14 protein-coding genes are annotated in these 17,036 nt (G+C 61.7%); 12 read left to right on the top strand and 2 right to left on the bottom strand.

Annotated features, from left to right (window positions below; translation table 11 throughout):
- Nucleotides 1-607: 607 nt before the first annotated feature.
- Entirely contained in the window at nucleotides 608-2,338 is a 1,731-nt protein-coding gene (locus MKL20_RS30060) for a DUF4214 domain-containing protein (protein ID WP_244039759.1), read from the bottom strand.
- Between the two features lie 702 nt (nucleotides 2,339-3,040).
- Between MKL20_RS30060 and MKL20_RS30055 the strand changes: the two genes are divergently transcribed.
- On the top strand, nucleotides 3,041-5,188 hold the full coding sequence (locus MKL20_RS30055) for a tetratricopeptide repeat protein (protein WP_244039758.1): 2,148 nt from the start codon (nucleotides 3,041-3,043) through the stop codon (nucleotides 5,186-5,188).
- 221 nt (nucleotides 5,189-5,409) lie between these two features.
- Here the strand turns inward: MKL20_RS30055 and MKL20_RS30050 are convergent, their stop codons facing one another.
- Nucleotides 5,410-6,492, bottom strand: coding sequence for an SGNH/GDSL hydrolase family protein (locus tag MKL20_RS30050; RefSeq protein WP_244039757.1), 1,083 nt, complete (start codon nucleotides 6,490-6,492; stop codon nucleotides 5,410-5,412).
- Between the two features lie 357 nt (nucleotides 6,493-6,849).
- Between MKL20_RS30050 and MKL20_RS33210 the strand changes: the two genes are divergently transcribed.
- From MKL20_RS33210 to MKL20_RS29995, 11 genes are all read left to right on the top strand, one after another.
- On the top strand, nucleotides 6,850-7,056 hold the full coding sequence (locus tag MKL20_RS33210) for a hypothetical protein (RefSeq protein ID WP_313902757.1): 207 nt from the start codon (nucleotides 6,850-6,852) through the stop codon (nucleotides 7,054-7,056).
- Between the two features lie 102 nt (nucleotides 7,057-7,158).
- Nucleotides 7,159-7,458 carry a hypothetical protein gene (locus MKL20_RS30040; protein WP_244039755.1) on the top strand — a complete coding sequence of 100 codons (300 nt, stop codon included), beginning with the start codon at nucleotides 7,159-7,161 and terminating at the stop codon, nucleotides 7,456-7,458.
- A 684-nt stretch (nucleotides 7,459-8,142) separates the two neighbouring features.
- Nucleotides 8,143-9,348: an HNH endonuclease signature motif containing protein gene (locus MKL20_RS30035; RefSeq protein WP_279595074.1), complete on the top strand. Its 1,206-nt coding sequence runs from the start codon at nucleotides 8,143-8,145 to the stop codon at nucleotides 9,346-9,348.
- A 27-nt stretch (nucleotides 9,349-9,375) separates the two neighbouring features.
- The gene (locus MKL20_RS30030; protein ID WP_244039753.1) at nucleotides 9,376-9,822 is read left to right on the top strand and encodes a hypothetical protein; all 447 of its coding nucleotides are present in this window, start codon (nucleotides 9,376-9,378) and stop codon (nucleotides 9,820-9,822) included.
- A 717-nt stretch (nucleotides 9,823-10,539) separates the two neighbouring features.
- A complete protein-coding gene (locus MKL20_RS30025; protein WP_244039752.1) occupies nucleotides 10,540-11,958 on the top strand; it encodes a phosphomannomutase in 1,419 nt (472 codons plus the stop codon).
- A gap of 141 nt (nucleotides 11,959-12,099) precedes the next feature.
- Nucleotides 12,100-12,366, top strand: coding sequence for a hypothetical protein (locus tag MKL20_RS30020; protein WP_244039751.1), 267 nt, complete (start codon nucleotides 12,100-12,102; stop codon nucleotides 12,364-12,366).
- A gap of 87 nt (nucleotides 12,367-12,453) precedes the next feature.
- Nucleotides 12,454-12,789 (top strand): hypothetical protein, encoded by a 336-nt coding sequence (locus MKL20_RS30015; protein WP_244039750.1) that lies wholly within the window; start codon nucleotides 12,454-12,456, stop codon nucleotides 12,787-12,789.
- 64 nt (nucleotides 12,790-12,853) lie between these two features.
- Nucleotides 12,854-13,606 (top strand): FkbM family methyltransferase, encoded by a 753-nt coding sequence (locus MKL20_RS30010; RefSeq protein WP_244039749.1) that lies wholly within the window; start codon nucleotides 12,854-12,856, stop codon nucleotides 13,604-13,606.
- A gap of 12 nt (nucleotides 13,607-13,618) precedes the next feature.
- Nucleotides 13,619-13,939 carry a hypothetical protein gene (locus MKL20_RS30005; RefSeq protein ID WP_244039748.1) on the top strand — a complete coding sequence of 107 codons (321 nt, stop codon included), beginning with the start codon at nucleotides 13,619-13,621 and terminating at the stop codon, nucleotides 13,937-13,939.
- Between the two features lie 242 nt (nucleotides 13,940-14,181).
- On the top strand, nucleotides 14,182-15,219 hold the full coding sequence (locus tag MKL20_RS30000; protein ID WP_244039747.1) for a TRAP transporter substrate-binding protein: 1,038 nt from the start codon (nucleotides 14,182-14,184) through the stop codon (nucleotides 15,217-15,219).
- Complete coding sequence (locus tag MKL20_RS29995; RefSeq protein ID WP_244039746.1) at nucleotides 15,216-16,856, top strand: acyl-CoA synthetase; 1,641 nt, start codon at nucleotides 15,216-15,218, stop codon at nucleotides 16,854-16,856. The genes MKL20_RS30000 and MKL20_RS29995 overlap by 4 nt, the downstream gene beginning before the upstream one ends.
- Nucleotides 16,857-17,036 lie beyond the last annotated feature (180 nt).

The raw sequence follows: 17,036 nt of genomic DNA, 5'->3' as shown, positions 1-17,036 counted from the left end.
AGAACGAAGCGGTCTTTATAAGATCACTATGAGAAGGTACTGAGGCAAACAATTTTTCACGGATCAGCGCGGCTTTCATGTAGCATAAAAGCTTAGCAATCACAGAAATATCACGTCTTCAAAGCCTGCGCATGAATAAGAATATTTATTAATTTGAAATTAAACCCGCTCCTCTAGGAGGCTGAGTAGATACACCTAAGATAAAAAGCTGCTCTCACATCTTATAATGCGCTTGCTGTTCAGGAATGCTTATTCATCTTGAGGAAGCTCTTGTCCAGCTTGCGTTACTTCATAAACAAACCTGTGGCTCACATGATCAACCACAGGTTTTCGTAGTTTTTTCAACTGATTAGCCTCCAGTAACAATAACTCCAAGTGACAGTGGCGCTATTCCATGGCCCAATGAATGATAACCAATAGAAGGCACGATACGTGCATTGCGCACAATAATTATTTTAGCGCCGACGGATGGTTCTGATTACTTTAGATATTTTATGCAATAGATTTAAAATAGTGTGATAAATATTTATTGTGCCTATTTCCTATTCATACACTGCGCGAGAAGGATGCTTACAGCAAAATGGCAACTATTGCAGTTATCAAACTTTTAGGAGAGATGCCAGCCCTGCTGGATCTCTGCGGCCAAATGCTGCTGAGCCTCAGGGCTGTCGACGATGGCCATCGCAACATCGCCTCGCGATGCGCTGTGTGAGAGCGCGTAGAGCCAGCTTTGCTCGCCGGACGCATCCGCATGGCGACCAAGAACCTCTTGGTACAGGCTTTCGACGAACGCTTGATCCGTCTGGCTCCCATGGTGGCTGATATACTCGTCAGAGCTTAGAAAGGTCTGCGCGATGGAAGTGAGCGGTATGCCATTATCAGCGGCATGCTCCCAACTGTGGAAACCGTCGGCGTCGGGCGCACGTCCGAGAAGACCATAGTACAGCCGCGCTATCGACGCGTCGGTAGCATCGGTGATCCAGCTGGCGCCCCCTGCAGTCGGCTGCGGTTGCGCTTGCGCGGTCGATCCTAAGGTAGTCACTCCAGCCTGCAGCTGTGCGATGTTCTCATCGGAGAACACAAAGGCATCGGCTACGTCAGCACGAGAGGTGCCGTGATCGAGGGCGTAGATCCAGTTCTGCGCCGCGGCATCCGCGTGGCGGCCGAGCACACTGTCGTAGAGGCGCGCAACGAAGTCTGCGCTGCTAGCGGCCCCAAGCCGAGCCTGGCCTTCGGGCGAGTCGAGAAAAGCCTGCGTGATGTCGTGCAGGCTCGTTCCAGCGTTGAGCGCCGCAACCCAGCTCTGCCCGCCAGCGGCGTCCGGAGCACGGCCAAGGATCCCTTCGTACAAAGCGAAGATCTCGCCATCCGGGCTGTGCACATCGTGGCCCATCGCGAGCGATGGTGACGGAGCGCTAGGGGCGACGGTGGCCGGGGACGAGCCACCGTTGGCAGGTGCAATACCTTGGCCTACGCCGGCATGGGCCGATGTGCCCGCTGTCGCTCCGTACAAGCCAGGGTCGTGGCCATCCGGTGCGGATACGGTACCTTGCACCACAGCCATCGCCTGCGGGTCATTCGAATAGGCGCGCACGTAGTCGATACGTGAGGTGATCGGCATGCCAGCGGCGTCGGCGTTGTTGCTGCCCGAATTTTGTGTCGCCAAGTTGACGAGCAGGTACATCGGATCATGCATATCCGATGGCGTCGCCTGGGAGCCGACGAGGTGGCCGTCGACGTAGTAACTGATGCGATCCGCCTGCCAGTTCATCCCGTAGGTATGATATCCCGAAGGATCGGACATTTCGCTGTAGACTTGGCGGTTATCCTGCCACCGCACACCGTTCTGCGGATCCGTTGTATGGATCGTGCTGTAAACACCGCGGTCGTTGGACCCATAGTGCTCAATAATATCGAGCTCCTGATGCCCGCCCGCGTTGTTTGGATCTGGCTTCTGTTGATTGGGCAGCAACCAAAACGCATCCCACGCACCGGCCTGTCCTGACAGATCGGCGCGGATCTCGAAGTAGCCGTAGGTCTGCGAGAAGTTGCCCTGAGTGGTGATCAGGCCGGACTCCCAGCTGCCAGGGTAGCCCGATGCTGTCCGATCGGGCACCGCCGTGATCGCGAGTGCCCCTCCCTGCACGCTGAAGGGGTCATAGCCTGAGCTAGGGTCGACAAACGAGGAATGCCCGAAACCGATATCGGAATTAGCATCGAAGCGCCATTCTGAGCGAATGTCTGCCCACGTTGTGCCGGCACCCGTCTGCGAGATGCTACGGGCTCCGAACTCATCGTCAAACGTCAGCCGGTAGCCGGTGAGGTCAATCGACGGCATCGAATAAATCCAGATTACGCTAGTATATCAATTACCCTTTCAGGCGTTAATTTTGCGTTTCAAATCCCATCCCATACATACGCATATTTTTGAAGCGGTGCATAGATCTTGATGAATTAATTACTCACGGGTGTACGCCACTGTCGTCGTTCGCTTCACGCTGATCTTCACCCTTACGCAGGTCGGATCTCACTAATTCCTCGTTGGGAAGGGGCGCAACGATCGCGAGTGGTGAGCTGCGACGAGCGGATTGAACTGGTGCTGCGACTACAGCGTCCGGACAGGATCTCGCGGACTTCCTTGAACCAGCGGCAGCCGATGGCAAAGAGCTGTGCGAACAATCTGAGCACAGCATCCTCGAGACTTTCGTCGACTGAACCTCGCGAATACAGGGCTGGGTGATTACAAAGGTAGAGCCGGCCAACGCTCCATGTCAATTACCAAATATATGAAAGTCTAATTTCATTGACATTCACAAATAATGTAAAAAACTGTCAGATCGCCTTTTACGAAGAGCGATTCCATTGAACCATAATAACCTTAGGATTTGATTGTACTTTTCAGACTTAAGCCGTGCAGCGTTAGCAACTCCCTGCTGCAGGAGCCGGCATACTGTCCATTCGGCTTTCAGAACAGCGCTCTATTTTTACATGGCCTTAACCATTTTTGCTGTAGGCCTACAGCACACGAGAGGGTGCAGGCATGCTCGATCTACACGGCGGCCGGGCAGGTCGGTCCGCGCAGGGCGGCACAACGAACCGTTTTTTGGCGCGAGCCCGCGACCTCCGCGCCTCCGGCCGGCATGACCGGGCTCGGGATAGTCTGAGCCGTGTGCTCAGCGCCGAGCCGAATCACCCGGAGGCCCATTACGAGCTAGGCCAACTCCTAGCTATCAGCGCGCCGGAGAAAGCTGTCACGCACTTCGTAACGGCCCTTAGAGGTGCACCTGAGAGACCGGGCTACTGGCTAGCGTTGGTCTCTGCGCTGCTGGCTGGTGAACGGCTGGCCGACGCCCGCGCCATCCTGGAACGTTACAAGGTTCAGAGTTTCGGTCCTGAAGCCAAGGCATTATCCAAGGCCTTCATCGATCGCACCTATGCGGCAGCGTCTGGGCGTTACGATCTAGGAAAATTTCGCGAAGCGGAGGCCCTCCTCGATTTAATTATCCTGTTGGACGACACTCACGCCCAAGCGACCTACCTCGCTGGTGCAGTCGCCGCTCGAACCAACAGGTCTGAACTCGCCTTCGATCTGATCAGCATAGCAATCTTGCGCGAGCCGACAAATCCACAGTTCTTCAGCGGGCTCAGCACGGTCCTCACCAACTGCGGAGACCACGACGGGGCCATCTCAGCCCTGGAAAAGGCCTTGGAGATTGATCCCAACCTCGCCGCAGCCCACGCGAATATAGCCGGGGTCTATCAGCGTCGATTCCGGTACGGCGACGCACTCCAGCACGCTGAGAAAGCCATCGATCTGGAGCCGATCAATGCCGGCGCCCACAGCAATCGCGGCAGCGCCCTCCTTGCTCTTGGGCGTCTGGGTGAGGCGATCGAGGCCTTCGACCGGGCCCTCGCCCTCGACCCGTCAAAGCTGTTCGTCGCTTCGAACCGCTTGTTCGCCAAGCTCTACTTTGCCGGTGTCCCGCCCGAGGAATATGCAGCGGACGCACGCGAATTCGGTACCCGCTACGCAAATCCGCTCCTGCGCCGCCGTCAGTTCGCCAACAATAGAGACCTCGATCGCCGTTTGCGCATCGGCTTCGTATCCGGCGATTTCTGCAATCACGCGCTGGTCCGATTTTTCGAACCGTACCTACGTGCGGTCGACCGGGACCAGTTCACGATCCTGGCCTACATGGCGCATGCGAGCGAGGATGTCGTGTCGGAGCGGCTGCGGCCGCTCTTTGAAAGCTGGCACAACATCTCCGGGCTCGATGATGATGAAGCCGCAGACCTGATCGAACGCGACGCCATCGACATTCTCGTCGACCTATCTGGACATAGCGGTGGCAATCGCCTGCTAATGTTCGCGCGCAAGCCTGCACCGATCCAAGCGACTTGGATCGGGCATCCTGGGACCACCGGCTTGACTGCCATCGACTACCGTATCACCGATGCGATAACGGATCCCCCGGGTTATGCGGAGCTGCTGCATACGGAGCGGCTTTGGCGTCTACCTCAGGTCCCCGTGACGTATGCGGGCGTCGACGACCTGCCACCGGTACGCGCGCGAGCGCCCTTCGAGGATGCGGGCTACGTCACCTTCGGATGCTTCAACCGCCTGACGAAGGTCAGCGACGGAGCGCTGCAGACATGGGCGCGGATCCTGACAGCGGTGCCGGATGCGCGCCTGTTCATGGTTGTGGGCGACATCGACGCGCCAGCGGTCCGCACTGCCGTCGAAGCGCGTTTGGCCGGAGCCGGGATGCCCCTCGACCGGGTGATCTTTCAGCCGCGGGTCAATAGCGGCTACCACGAGCTCTACTATCGGGTGGATATCGCCCTGGATCCGTACCCGTATAACGGCGGCACGACGAGCTACGACACCCTGTCGATGGGTGTGCCGTTCGTGACGCTGCGCGGCGGCCACGCGGCAGCGCGTACTGGCGTCTCGGTGCTCACCACGATCGGTCTTCCAGACCTAGTCGCCGACGATGAGGACGCCTACGTGGCGATCGCACGGGATCTGGCGTGCGACCGGGATCGCCTACGAACAATCCGGGACGGGCTGCGTGAGCGTATGTATGCTAGCCCGCTGATGGATCACGCCGGCTTCACGGCCGACCTTGGCATTGCTTTCCGGCAGATGTGGCAGGGCTGGCTTGCGAATGACGCGCATCAGCTCTGATGTGATCTGCCAGCGTCCAATAGACCATTGTGCCTGCGCTCCGCCATCGAGCCAGGATGCCGAGCGCGGCCCCTTGCGGCCAGCGCTGTTGCCATCCCCGCGACCTGGGCCACCTTGTCGGGTGGTGCGACGGGGTCCCTCACTTCAGAAAGCCTTTCGTGCGTTCGGCAATACACCTCCGCTCGCTTCTTCAGGAGAAGGTGGCTTGACGCTGTGACGCGTCACGCGAGGTGCTTGAAACGAGTGATTGCGTTGCGCATCCAACCGCCTACACTCCGCCTAGAGCGAGGAGCACTGCGTTTTCTGACGGCATCGACCAAATGATTGGCGAAAAACTCAGCAACCGTCGCAGTGCCATCTCTGTCGTAGTGCAGAATGTCATAGAATTCGCCCGGCCCATTTTTGTTTAGGGTCCGGCTAGCATCGACTAAGTGTAGATTTTTGGGAAGTCGCAGGGCGCGCAGATCCGATAACGACTTCTCAAAGCGATCATATTGTCTGGCTAGATACGCGATCGCTTCAGGTGAAGCAAACCGCGACTCATTGACGTCCGCACCCTTCTTCCGTACTGCAATTGGCTCTAAGAAATAATAAATTGGTATGTGAACAGCCCTAGCCGTGCGAGCAAGCCTTATCAGAGATCCTGTATAACTAAGCGCTACCCTTTCTTCCCATGAAGTTGTTCCATAACCAACGCTTTCTCGAAGTCTCGTATTGAAGTCGAAGGCGTTATTTACGACGCCATCATAATCGAGGCCCGACTGCCATGATTTGTCGTTGTTTTCATCGAAATAATGGGCGTATAAATACTCATTAATAAAAAAATTATATGGAAATCCTGGTCGGGGATCGAAGCTGTATGGCTGGAAAGCGTCGGTACCGCCACTAACCACAACGATCAAATCGGGATCAAGATCCAGCAGGCGACTCCAAATCAATGAACACATCTGTTCAGTATTTGAGGACACGACGGCAAAATTGTAGACATTAACTCGCTGTGAACAAGAATTTCTAAGAATGCTCTCAATCCTTTTAGGAACGGTATTTTCTAGTTCTGTACCTGTCGCCATTGTGCTGTCGCCAACAACGAATATCCGGATTTCCTTCGGGTCGGTACGAGGCCCGGTTGTTTCTAAGTTTATAAAGCCAGCCGCATCATAAGGGAGGCAATGTAGCTGGAAGCGATGGCCAGGTCTTCCCGTAAAGCCAACATAAGGAGTGGGATAACGACTTGCTGCATCGAAAAATTTGACATGATGGATGAATTTATCGCGCCGTGCGGCTTCATCATTTGGCGATGACATGAAATAATACCTGTGAATTGCTTCTGGTCTTCATCCGTATGCGGAGCGGCATCGCTTGTATCCTCGCTCTCACTGATCATGTCGTCATTTGCGCGATGCCTAGATAACTATAATTCAGGAGGGGGTAGTCGCCCCCTCGCTTAACTCGATCCAAATCTTTTCTGCGGGGATCCTGCAACAGGCTTGAAGCCTCCGCCAGCGCTACAACCTGGTCCGCAGGCACTGTCCGTCCCACCATTGGCGCGTCGAACGCGCGGTCGGCGAGCATGGTGCAGAGGCGCAGAACCTTGGACAGGCGCTTCGGGGACACGGGTTCATCGGTCACGCATTGCCTCGCAAGCGCACGCCAGGCCGCCCATGGTTCAAGAACTCGACGCCAGCTGCTTCAAGAACGGATTGCACGCGGCGTACTATGTCGGCGCCGCTAGTGATTTCGGCGGCCCCCTTCCCCTCCATCTTACGGATCGTGTTGACGTGCAGATCCGCTTTTTTGGCGAGTTCGGTTTGTTCGACGCCGAGCAGCGCGCGCGCGGCTTTGAGCTGGTTACCCGTCACAAGCATTGATGTTTGCCACACACACTTATGGGTTGACAGCACACACCGACATGGCTATGTGCATCACACACACGGTGGAGTTTCCAGCCGACATAGGTAGGTCTGTCAACCATGCCCCTCCCGCGCCGCATCTCCTGGAACGCCGCACTCCGCGACGTTCGTGACGACCGCACCAAAATCCCGGCCGGCCTTCTAACCGCTAAAGCCTCCATCAACCTGACCGTTCGCTACGACCGGCGTCCGCTGTTCGTCGCCGGTAAGTTCGATCGGTCCGCGATCATGCGAGCCGCCGCCAAGGCGGCGCACCTCCACCAAGCACGGTTCGGCTGCTCCTGGGCCGACGCCATGTCGGTGGCGCTCAAGGCGGCCTGGGGCGCCGCCAAGCTCGCCCGTCACATGGCCGCACACTGAGGGGAGGGGGCCCATGAACCACGCACTACCCCTCGTCCTACGCTCGCCAACCGAGCGTCTCGCCCACGCTCGACAGGATCACGCGACCTGCCTCGTCCTGGCTGCCTCGTACCGCGTCCGCCTCATCCGAGCCGACGGCGACCCCACTGACCTACGCCAGCGCCACACTTGGGCCATCGACCACGCACGGACGCTCCGTACTCGCTTCCCCGGCGTCCTGAGTGCCCCTCAGGCCTAACCGGCCTCCGGCCGACGCCCCTTCCACCTTCGATCTCCCGCCACGAGCCCCATCAGGAGCGCGAACGATGACTTATGCCCGCATCCCCGATTTCTGCCAGTCCGTAGGGGGCTGCGGGGCATGGCTGCCGGCTCGATCCACGCAGCACGCTGACACGACAACGCGACCTGGCGAGGGCAGCTAACCCGCACTCAGCGTCTCGTCACCGAAGTCAACAGCGAGGCAAACCATGGCTCAGAAGAGACCGCGCGGTGGCGCGGATCATCACACACGCCCAACAGTGGCGTCGTTGGCCCTTCAAGTGAAGCTCGTCGCCCGTGAGGACGATGCAGAGCTTAGGGCCTTGATCGAACGCTATGAGCAGCTCCTGTGTGATTGGGAGGATCTAACTCACCGCGCGCTGAAAGCGCTCGCCGTCCGACCGAAGCCTCAAGACGAGCGCCGCGATGCCGTACGTGGCTCTTGAGGACGTAGGCACGACTCGCCGCCGGTCCCTGTCGGGGCGCCGCAGGCTTCAGGCCTGGGAGAGGACTGGCGGCACCTGTGTCCTCTGTGATCGGCGGATCGACGGCGTGCGCGAGCGCTGGATCGTCGAACACATCCGGGCCCTCGAGCTCGGTGGGATGGATGACATCGACAACATGGGCCCCGCGCATGAGGCTTGCGGTCGAGAAAAGACGCGTGATGATCACGCCCGTGCCGCCGAGGCGAAACGGCAGAAGATCCGCCATCTGGGCGCTGCCGTCGTCGCTCGGCCGCTCCCAGGTTCGCGGGCAGGCCCCCTCAAGCGAAAGGTCAACGGCACCGTGGTCCGTCGCGATCCTGCGGCTCGTCTTTCTAGCAATGCGAAGCTGGAATCGGCGCCCGAGGAGGCCTTGAACTTCAGTCCGACACCACGCTCAGTGGATCCGACGGCTGGATCAGTCGATCGGCTTTGTGTCCGACCTGCACCTTCCGCTAAGGTTCACGGGGCAGGAACAAAGAGTCAGATGACAAATCAACCGCGGCTGCGCAGACGTGAAATAATTCCTAATCCCGATGTCGATGCAGCCGAATCAGGCGAAGTGAGGCCGGATATCCCTGCCCATCTCGCCTTCCTATTCGACGAGCGGCCACTCCTGCCGGGCGAAGTCACAGACCAGTACGACGCGCTCCTGCGCAGCATCGTCCAGCAGGTCAAGCCCGTCGATGTGATCGAGGCGATCTGGGTCAAGGACGTTGTCGACCTTATTTGGGAGGCGAAACGGCTTCGCCGCTGGCGCCGTCAAATTTTGGCGCAGGCTCGGCTGAAAGCTGCCGAGGAGTTGATCAGCCCCGCCCTGCAGAATGCGGACCCGATGGGCATAGATAAGATCATTGGAGCACCATCGGCTGATTCACTTGCCGCAGGTTGGGTGACCAATAGCGAGCCCAAGAGAAATGAAGTAGATGCACTGCTTCAGAAGCGAGGTCTCACGGCGGAAGATGTAACGGCACATGCCTTTATGCTGAGCCTTCCCGTGATCGAGCGGATTGACAGGCTCGTGTCGATGGCCGACCAGCGCCGAGACGCGCTCTTGCGTGAGATCGAACGCAAGCGGGCGAGCTTCGCACAGCAGGTGCGTACCGCCACCGCGGACAGTCTTGATGTCGAAGACGCGGATATCCCATGACGTCCCGGTCCGAGGATTGACCTAGCGATGACCTCTGAGCCCGCCAAGCGTGCCAATCGCCGCAACGCTCAGGCCAGCACCGGCCCCCGCACACGTGCCGGTAAGGTCCGCTCAAAACAAAATGCGCGGAAGCACGGCCTCTCGGCGACGGACCCTAATCCTGAGACATCGGCGGAGATCGAGCGTCTCGCTCAGCTGATCACAGATGAGCATCACACCGGTGCAGCCGCTCTAGGAGCGGCTCGAGATGTTGCCGAAGCGCAGTTTCAGCTCCAGCGGGTCCGGACATTCAAGACCACGCTGCTACGAAACACCCCGCTCGCTTCAGGAGGCAGAACGGAAGACGATGATCGTCCACCTGCCGAGCTCTTTCTGGAACTCTTCCGACAGCTTGAGGGTCTGGATCGGTACGAACGTCGGGCCATGTCGAGAAGGAAATTCGCAGTCCGCCGGCTCCAGGAATTCTTCCTTTAGATCCTTAGTGAAAATGCGTGATTTATTTGAATTTATCTACACAAGCAAATATAATCCGAATATTAATATGCATACGCGCTTCGCATTATTTAAAGCCATTCGTCGATTATTAGGCAGATAGAAACTCAAGTAATACTATCGTAAAATATATTTTAAATTGAAATTATTACTAATAAATAGCTTCGGCATCATATCCATTTTGTGCAAATTTTCTATTATACTTGGGCATTCACCAGAATTTTCGGCGTCCTAACCCTATTATTTAACTTCGTGGGTCTAAACGGCCGGCTTCAGGAGAGTTTGGTAATGCCGACCTGAGCCAACAGGAAAAATATTCGCGGACGCATGTCACGACCGGGACTTTCGTCGCCTGCCCCTGCGAAGCCCGATAGCAACCTGGAATTATACACGTACAACCTGGAGGCAGGCTTTCATCCGCCGTTACCTTCCCAGCAGTTTTTGGCAAAACGAACCCAATTACGGTTCCGGGAATGACGCCGCCCGGAGGCGAAGCAACACCGTGCAAACTGCCCTGATACGCGCTGGCACAAGCGGGCTACTTGCGCTGAGTGCGTTGACTCGATCCAGTGAGCACATGAGGAACAGAGCGGCAGCCACGTCGAACCTCACAGCCTTCACGCCAGGCGTTGTGAAGAAGCGCGATTCGCGGCATCAGTCGTCGGAGTGCATCCCAGCGCTAGGCTCGATGGAAACGCCGTGAGCAGTCTGAAATTCGGTACCAGCGGCCTGCGGGGTCTCGTGACAGACCTCGTGGGTTGGCCGAGCTACGCATACGCAAGCGCGTTCTTCCGCTCCGTCTCGGCGGAGGGTAACCGGCGCAGCGTCGTGATTGGGCGGGACTTGCGCGACAGCAGCCCGGGCATCGCCGCGACGGTGGCGAACGCTGCGGCTGCGGCCGGCTTCGAGGCGATCGATTGCGGGGCCCTCCCGACCCCGGCCCTCGCGCTCGAGGCGATGCGGCGCGGGGCCTATGCCGTCATGGTCACCGGCAGTCACATCCCCGAGGACCGCAACGGCCTGAAATTCTATCGGCCCGACGGTGAGATCACCAAGGATGATGAGGTTGCCATCCTGGCAGCCCTGGGGGATGTCACAGCCGTCGGCGAGATGCGGACATCGGCTGCGGCACCATCGGAACCCGGAGCCATCGCGCGCTACCATCGGCGCTACAGCGACGCCTTCGCGCCGGAGATCCTGAAGAGCCTACGCATCGCGGTCTACCAGCAGAGCTCGGTCGCGCGCGACCTGCTAACCGATCTGCTCGCAAGCTTCGGGGCGAGCGTTACGCCGATCGGCCGGTCGGAGACGTTCGTGCCGATCGATACCGAGGCGCATCGGCCCGAGGATATCGCCTTCATCCGCGAGGTCATGGCGTCCGGCGATTTCGATGCCCTGGTGACCACCGATGGCGACGCCGACCGGCCCCTGGTGGCTGATGGCGCCGGGCGGATCGTGCGCGGGGATGTGCTCGGGCTGATCACCGCCCGCTACCTCGGCGCCGATACGGTCGTGGTGCCGGTGACCGCCGGTTCGGCGCTGGAGCAGTCCGGTGGCTTCGGCCGCGTTTTGCGCACCAAGGTCGGTTCGCCCTTCGTCATCGCCGGGATGGAGCGAGCGCAGGGAGCTGGGGCGCGGGCCGTCGTCGGTTTCGAGGCGAATGGCGGCTTCTTGCTCGGATCGGATGTCGCCCGCGGCGATCGAACGCTGCCCGCGCTGCCGACGCGGGACGCGATGCTGCCGATCCTGGCCGCACTCGCCGCGGCGCGCGCGGCCGGTACGTCGCTGGCCGATCTCGTCGCCTCGCTCGATGCGGGGGAGATGGCGAGCGACCGGCTTCCCAACACGCCCTCGGAGCGCAGCGGCGCCTTTCTCGGACGGCTCCGCGAGGCGGCGTTCCGCGGTGACTTCCTCCGGCCGATCGGTTCGCCGCAATCGGTCGATGAGCAGGACGGGATCCGGATCGGCCTGGACGGCGGCCGGTCGATTCATTTCCGGGCCTCAGGCAACGCTCCGGAATTGCGGTGCTATGCGGAGGCCAAGACGGCGCGGGACGCCCAAGACCTCGTCCGTTGGGGGCTGACGGCTGCGGCGGCCGCCATGGCGGAACAGGCCTGACGCTCATGACGGCCGCGACAGCCCGCGCGGCAGCATGGGCGGCGGCGTCAGCGCATTTGCGAAGGCCGTTGCCGCGCTACGACACAAGGCGCCTCCGATCTGGCCTAGTCTCGCGCCTCGCATATCGAGGATGCGTCCAGCATGGCCAACAAGCACTTCGTTCCCGCCGTCCCGCACCTGAAGGCGACCATCAAGCTCGGCAGCTTCGACGTCCCCTGCGCGATCCTGGCGTATGATGAGGTCAGCGCCCACGTGCGCGTGATCGCGGCCGGCGGGATTCCGGAGCATCTGACGTTCGTGCGCGACGGCGAAACGCGGCGCGCGCGGGTCGCGATCCGCAAACAGGGCCCGCTGGGGCTGGACCTGTGGCTCGACCTGCAGGCGGCACGGGACGCACGGGCGGCTTAGAGATCCGCACCAAGCCGCATCGCACATCCCACCGCGTCGCCGGCCGCGTTCCAGCTTGATCCCGCTCCGGGCCTCGGAGGCTGCCGTATGACGAAGACCCCCGTCCAGGACATCGACACCCAGTACATCCGCCGGATCCAGCAACAGCAGATCGAGCTGGCGCTGATCAAGGCCGAGCGCGACGCGGCGGTGCGGGACCGCGATCTGGCGCGGGCGCATTCCGAGGCCATGGCCAAACTGGTCGATGCCGTGCTGGCAAGCCTCCGGCCCTACGGGTTCAGCCGCAAGCGGTTCGTGTTCGCCCTTCGCAAGGCGGCGCGGGCCATCCCGGATCGCGAGCCCGATTCGCTCCAGCACGCCGTCCTGTTCGACGGCTCGAACCGGGTTCTGGGGGGCCAGCCTTCCGGCGGCCTCCGGCGCTGAGCGCGCCCAGCCCGAACCCGTCCCCGTATCGATCGATCCCAGTCAGAAGGTGGAAGACAGGGCCATGGATGTCGAGCTCCTGACGGTGTTCAACGCCTTGATCGATCTCAGGAACAATCTGGACCGGGAGCCCCATCTCCTGAGCTCCGAGATCGAACTCCTCGCCTTCGCCACCAAGATGGCCCCATACTCCAACGCCCAGCTGCTGCAGGATCTCTGGGTCCTGTACGAGTTGAAGGAGAAGCGGAACGGCTATTTCGTCGAGTTCGGCGCCTGCGACGGCATCAGCCTCAGCAATACGCTGCTGCTCGAGAAGACCTTCGGCTGGCAGGGCGCCCTCGCGGAGCCGGCCCGGGCCTGGCACGCCGCGCTGTACGCGAACCGGACCTGCTACATCTCCGACAAATGCGTCTACAAGACCGACGGGGTCGAGGTGCTGTTCAACGAGGTCGATATCGGCGAATTGTCGGGCATGAACGACCTGGTGGAAGGCGATTTCCACGCCCGGTTCCGCCAGGAGGGCCGGCAATACCCGGTGCAGACGATCTCGCTGGAGCGCTTCCTTGCGGAGGCTCGCGCCCCCAAGCGGATCGACTACATGAGCATCGACGTGGAAGGCGGCGAGTTCGACGTGCTGCAAAGCTTCGATTTCACGCGCCACGACATCGCGCTCATCAGCGTCGAGCACAACTTTTCGGACAGCCGCGAGAAGATCCACACGCTGCTGACCGGGCTGGGCTACCGCCGCCGGTTCCGGCAACTATCCCTGTTCGACGATTGGTACGCGCGGCCCGATCTCCTGGCCGCCGGCGCTTGAGGGATCGGCTCCGTGTCCGCGCAGAACGCCATCGCGATCCTCGATTCGATGTTCGACCTGTTCAAGCAGATGGGCGGCGGCATCGCGCTCGACCTGCAAGGGCTCGAGATCGCGCGGCGCCTCCAGCTGGTCCGCCGGGAGGTCGTCTGGTCGGCCGACATGGCCTTCGTGGCGACGAAGCTGAAGGCGCATGCCGCCCATTATGCGACCACCTACCGACCGCACGAGGGGTCGGAACGGATCAGGAAGGCGAACACCGAGAAGCTCGACAAGGTCGTCGAGCATTATTCGGTTCTTCGCGCCCATCTGGAGCAGCAATTGCCGGCCGCGTAGGCCCGGAGCAGGCCATCCGCCGCGGGTGCCGTTCCGGATTCGCGCCATGCCCGCCGGCAGGGTCGAAGCGGTGCCGATCCGGACGGCCTGACAAGTCCCCAACTCCGATAGCCGCGCCGCCGCGGCGCCGTTGACTGGTTTCGGCCAGCCGCTATCGAAGCGTCGAGATACAGAGAGTCCGCGCACGAACGTGGACCCTGAGGAAACGCCGGGCCCACGTGCCCATACCAGGAGGGCCGCCCATGTCGTCGCCATCTCGCTTGTCCCTGTCCCGTCGCCGATTCCTCGCGACGGGCTCGACGGCGATCCTCGCCGGGAGCGTGGCCAGTCCGCACGTGGCCCGGGCGCAGCGGGCCGACTTCACCTACAAATACGCCAACAACCTGCCCGACACGCACCCGATGAACATCCGCGCCCGCGAGATGGCGGAGGCTCTGCGCGTCGAGAGCGGCGGCCGGTTCGATCTGAAGATCTTCCCCACGAGCCAGCTCGGCTCGGACACCGACACGCTGAGCCAGCTGCGCTCGGGCAGCGTCGAGTTCTTCACGATGTCGCCGCTGATCCTCTCGACCCTGGTGCCCAACGCCTCGATCAACGGCATCGGCTACGCCTTCCCGGATTACGACGCGGTCTGGCCGGCGATGGACGGCGAGCTCGGCGCCTGGGTCCGCCAGCAGATCGCCAAGGCCAACCTCGTCGCCATGGAGAAGATCTGGGACAACGGCTACCGCCAGACCACCTCCTCGACCCGGCCGATCGCCAGCCCGGACGACTTCAAGGGTTTTCGGATCCGCGTGCCGGTCTCGCCGCTCTGGACCTCGATGTTCCGGGCTTTCGAGGCCGCGCCGGCCTCGATCAACCTGAACGAGACCTACTCCGCGCTCCAGACCAAGATCGTCGAGGGCCAGGAGAACCCGCTTGCGGTAATCGCCACGACGAAGTTCTACGAGGTGCAGAAATACTGCTCGCTCACCAACCACATGTGGGACGGCTACTGGTTCCTGGCGAACCGCCGCGCCTGGGAGCGCATCCCCGAGGACCTGCGCACGATGGTCGCCCGCCACATCAACGAAGCCGGGATGAAGGAGCGGGCCGACGTCGCCAAGCTCAACGCCAGCCTGCAGGAAGACCTGACCAAGAACGGCCTCGTGTTCAACAAGCCCGATCCGGAGCCGTTTCGCGAGAAGCTGCGCAAGGCCGGCTTCTATGCCGAATGGAAGGGCCGGTACGGCGAGGAGGGCTGGTCCCTGCTGGAGAAGGCCTGCGGGAAACTCGCATGAGCGGCCCGACGGGGCCGGCGCCGCGCGGCGGCGTCGCGCCCTGTTCCCGGCGGGTGATGAACCTCGCCCATTTCCTGCGCCGGGCGGCCCGCCGCTGGCCCGACGCGATCGGTCTGGCCTGGGACGAGCGGAGCTGGAGTTGGGGCGCCCTCGATGCCCGGGTCGACGCCATGGCGGCAGCGCTGGCAGCCCGGGGGGTGGCCAAGGGCGACCGCGTGCTGGTCCAGGCCCGCAACGGCAACCCGCTGTTCGAATCGATGTTCGTCTGCTTCCGGCTCGGCGCCGTCTGGGTTCCGACGAACTTTCGGCAGACGCCCGCGGAGGTCGCCTATCTCGCCCGCGCCAGCGGCGCCTCGGCGCTGATTTGCGGCACGGAGTTCCCCGACCACGCCGCCGCGATCCGCGCGGCCGCGCCCGAGCTGGGGCTCATGGTCGAGATCGGCGGCTCCGCCTTCGGGCTGGATTACGACGCTTTGGTCGCCGCGCACGCGGGGGCGGCGGCCCCGACCGCTGATGTCGAGCACGACGACCCATGCTGGTTCTTCTTCACCTCGGGCACTACCGGACGGCCGAAGGCGGCGGTGCTCACCCACGGCCAGATGGCCTTCGTGATCACCAACCACCTCTGCGACCTGATGCCGGGCACCAATGAGGCCGACGCCTCCCTTGTCGTCGCGCCGCTCTCGCACGGGGCCGGCATCCATCAGCTCGCGCAGGTCGCGGCCGGCGCCAAGACGGTGCTCACCGGCGGCGCGCGCCTGGACCCTGAGGAGGTCTGGTCCCTGGTCGAGCGCTGGCGCATCACCAACCTGTTCACGGTGCCGACCATCGTGAAGCTCCTCACCGAGCACCCGGCGGTCGCGGCGCACGATCACACCAGCCTGCGCCACGTGATCTATGCCGGCGCGCCGATGTACCGGGAGGATCAGAAGCGGGCGCTGCAGGCGCTCGGGCCGGTGCTGGTCCAGTATTTCGGGCTCGGCGAGGTGACCGGCAACATCACCGTGCTGCCGCCCCGCCTGCATTCCGCCGAGGACGGGCCGGGGGTGAAGGTCGGCACTTGCGGCTTCGAGCGCACCGGCATGCAGGTGCAGATCCAGGACGGGGCAGGGCGGGAATTGACGGCGGGCGAGACCGGCGAGATCTGCGTCTGCGGCCCGGCGGTGTTCGCGGGCTACTACGACAACCCGGAGGCGAATGCGGCGGCCTTTCGCGACGGCTGGTTCCGCACCGGCGATCTCGGCCATCTCGACCCGGAAGGGTTTTTGTTCATCACCGGCCGAGCCTCCGACATGTACATCTCGGGCGGGTCGAACGTGTATCCGCGCGAGACCGAGGAGAAGCTGCTGCGGCACCCGGCCATCGCCGAGGCGGCGATCCTGGGGGTACCCGACCCCGCCTGGGGCGAGGTCGGCGTGGCGGTCTGCGTCGCCCGTCCCGGGGCCGAGATCGGCGAGGCCGAGCTGATGGCGTGGCTCGCCAGCGAGGTCGCCCGCTACAAGCTGCCGAAGCGGGTGTTCTTCTGGGACGCCTTGCCGAAATCCGGCTACGGCAAGATCACCAAGCGGGCGATACGCGAGGAACTCGAGAATCGCGGCTGCCTGCCCCTCGACGCAGGCCCGTCCGCCAAGCGGTGACAGTCCGGATGGCAGCATTCGCTGCACTGCACCGGCCGGATACAGCTCCCCGATCAATCCGGTGAAGATTCCGTGTCCGCTGCATGCTTTCCCTGCATGGCAGGCCGCTTGAGAACCCCCTGACGCGCAATCCCGGGCGGGCGCATATTGCACCGCAGCAACCGGGCGCATGGGCCCGGT

Origin of the sequence: Methylobacterium sp. E-066 (genome assembly GCF_022829635.1) — a bacterium.
Lineage (GTDB): Bacteria > Pseudomonadota > Alphaproteobacteria > Rhizobiales > Beijerinckiaceae > Methylobacterium.
This window is presented reverse-complemented; position numbering and strand designations above follow the sequence as displayed.

Bases quoted from the DNA above. Each gene is read 5' to 3' on its own strand.
- MKL20_RS30040 (WP_244039755.1), top strand. From the start codon at position 7,159: ATGCCCCTCCCGCGCCGCATCTCCTGGAACGCCGCACTCCGCGACGTT.
- MKL20_RS33210 (WP_313902757.1), top strand. From the start codon at position 6,850: ATGGTTCAAGAACTCGACGCCAGCTGCTTCAAGAACGGATTGCACGCG.
- MKL20_RS30035 (WP_279595074.1), top strand. From the start codon at position 8,143: ATGCCGTACGTGGCTCTTGAGGACGTAGGCACGACTCGCCGCCGGTCC.
- MKL20_RS30055 (WP_244039758.1), top strand. From the start codon at position 3,041: ATGCTCGATCTACACGGCGGCCGGGCAGGTCGGTCCGCGCAGGGCGGC.
- MKL20_RS30050 (WP_244039757.1), bottom strand. From the start codon at position 6,492: ATGTCATCGCCAAATGATGAAGCCGCACGGCGCGATAAATTCATCCAT.
- MKL20_RS30000 (WP_244039747.1), top strand. From the start codon at position 14,182: ATGTCGTCGCCATCTCGCTTGTCCCTGTCCCGTCGCCGATTCCTCGCG.
- MKL20_RS30020 (WP_244039751.1), top strand. From the start codon at position 12,100: ATGGCCAACAAGCACTTCGTTCCCGCCGTCCCGCACCTGAAGGCGACC.
- MKL20_RS30010 (WP_244039749.1), top strand. From the start codon at position 12,854: ATGGATGTCGAGCTCCTGACGGTGTTCAACGCCTTGATCGATCTCAGG.
- MKL20_RS30060 (WP_244039759.1), bottom strand. From the start codon at position 2,338: ATGCCGTCGATTGACCTCACCGGCTACCGGCTGACGTTTGACGATGAG.
- MKL20_RS30030 (WP_244039753.1), top strand. From the start codon at position 9,376: ATGACCTCTGAGCCCGCCAAGCGTGCCAATCGCCGCAACGCTCAGGCC.
- MKL20_RS29995 (WP_244039746.1), top strand. From the start codon at position 15,216: ATGAGCGGCCCGACGGGGCCGGCGCCGCGCGGCGGCGTCGCGCCCTGT.
- MKL20_RS30015 (WP_244039750.1), top strand. From the start codon at position 12,454: ATGACGAAGACCCCCGTCCAGGACATCGACACCCAGTACATCCGCCGG.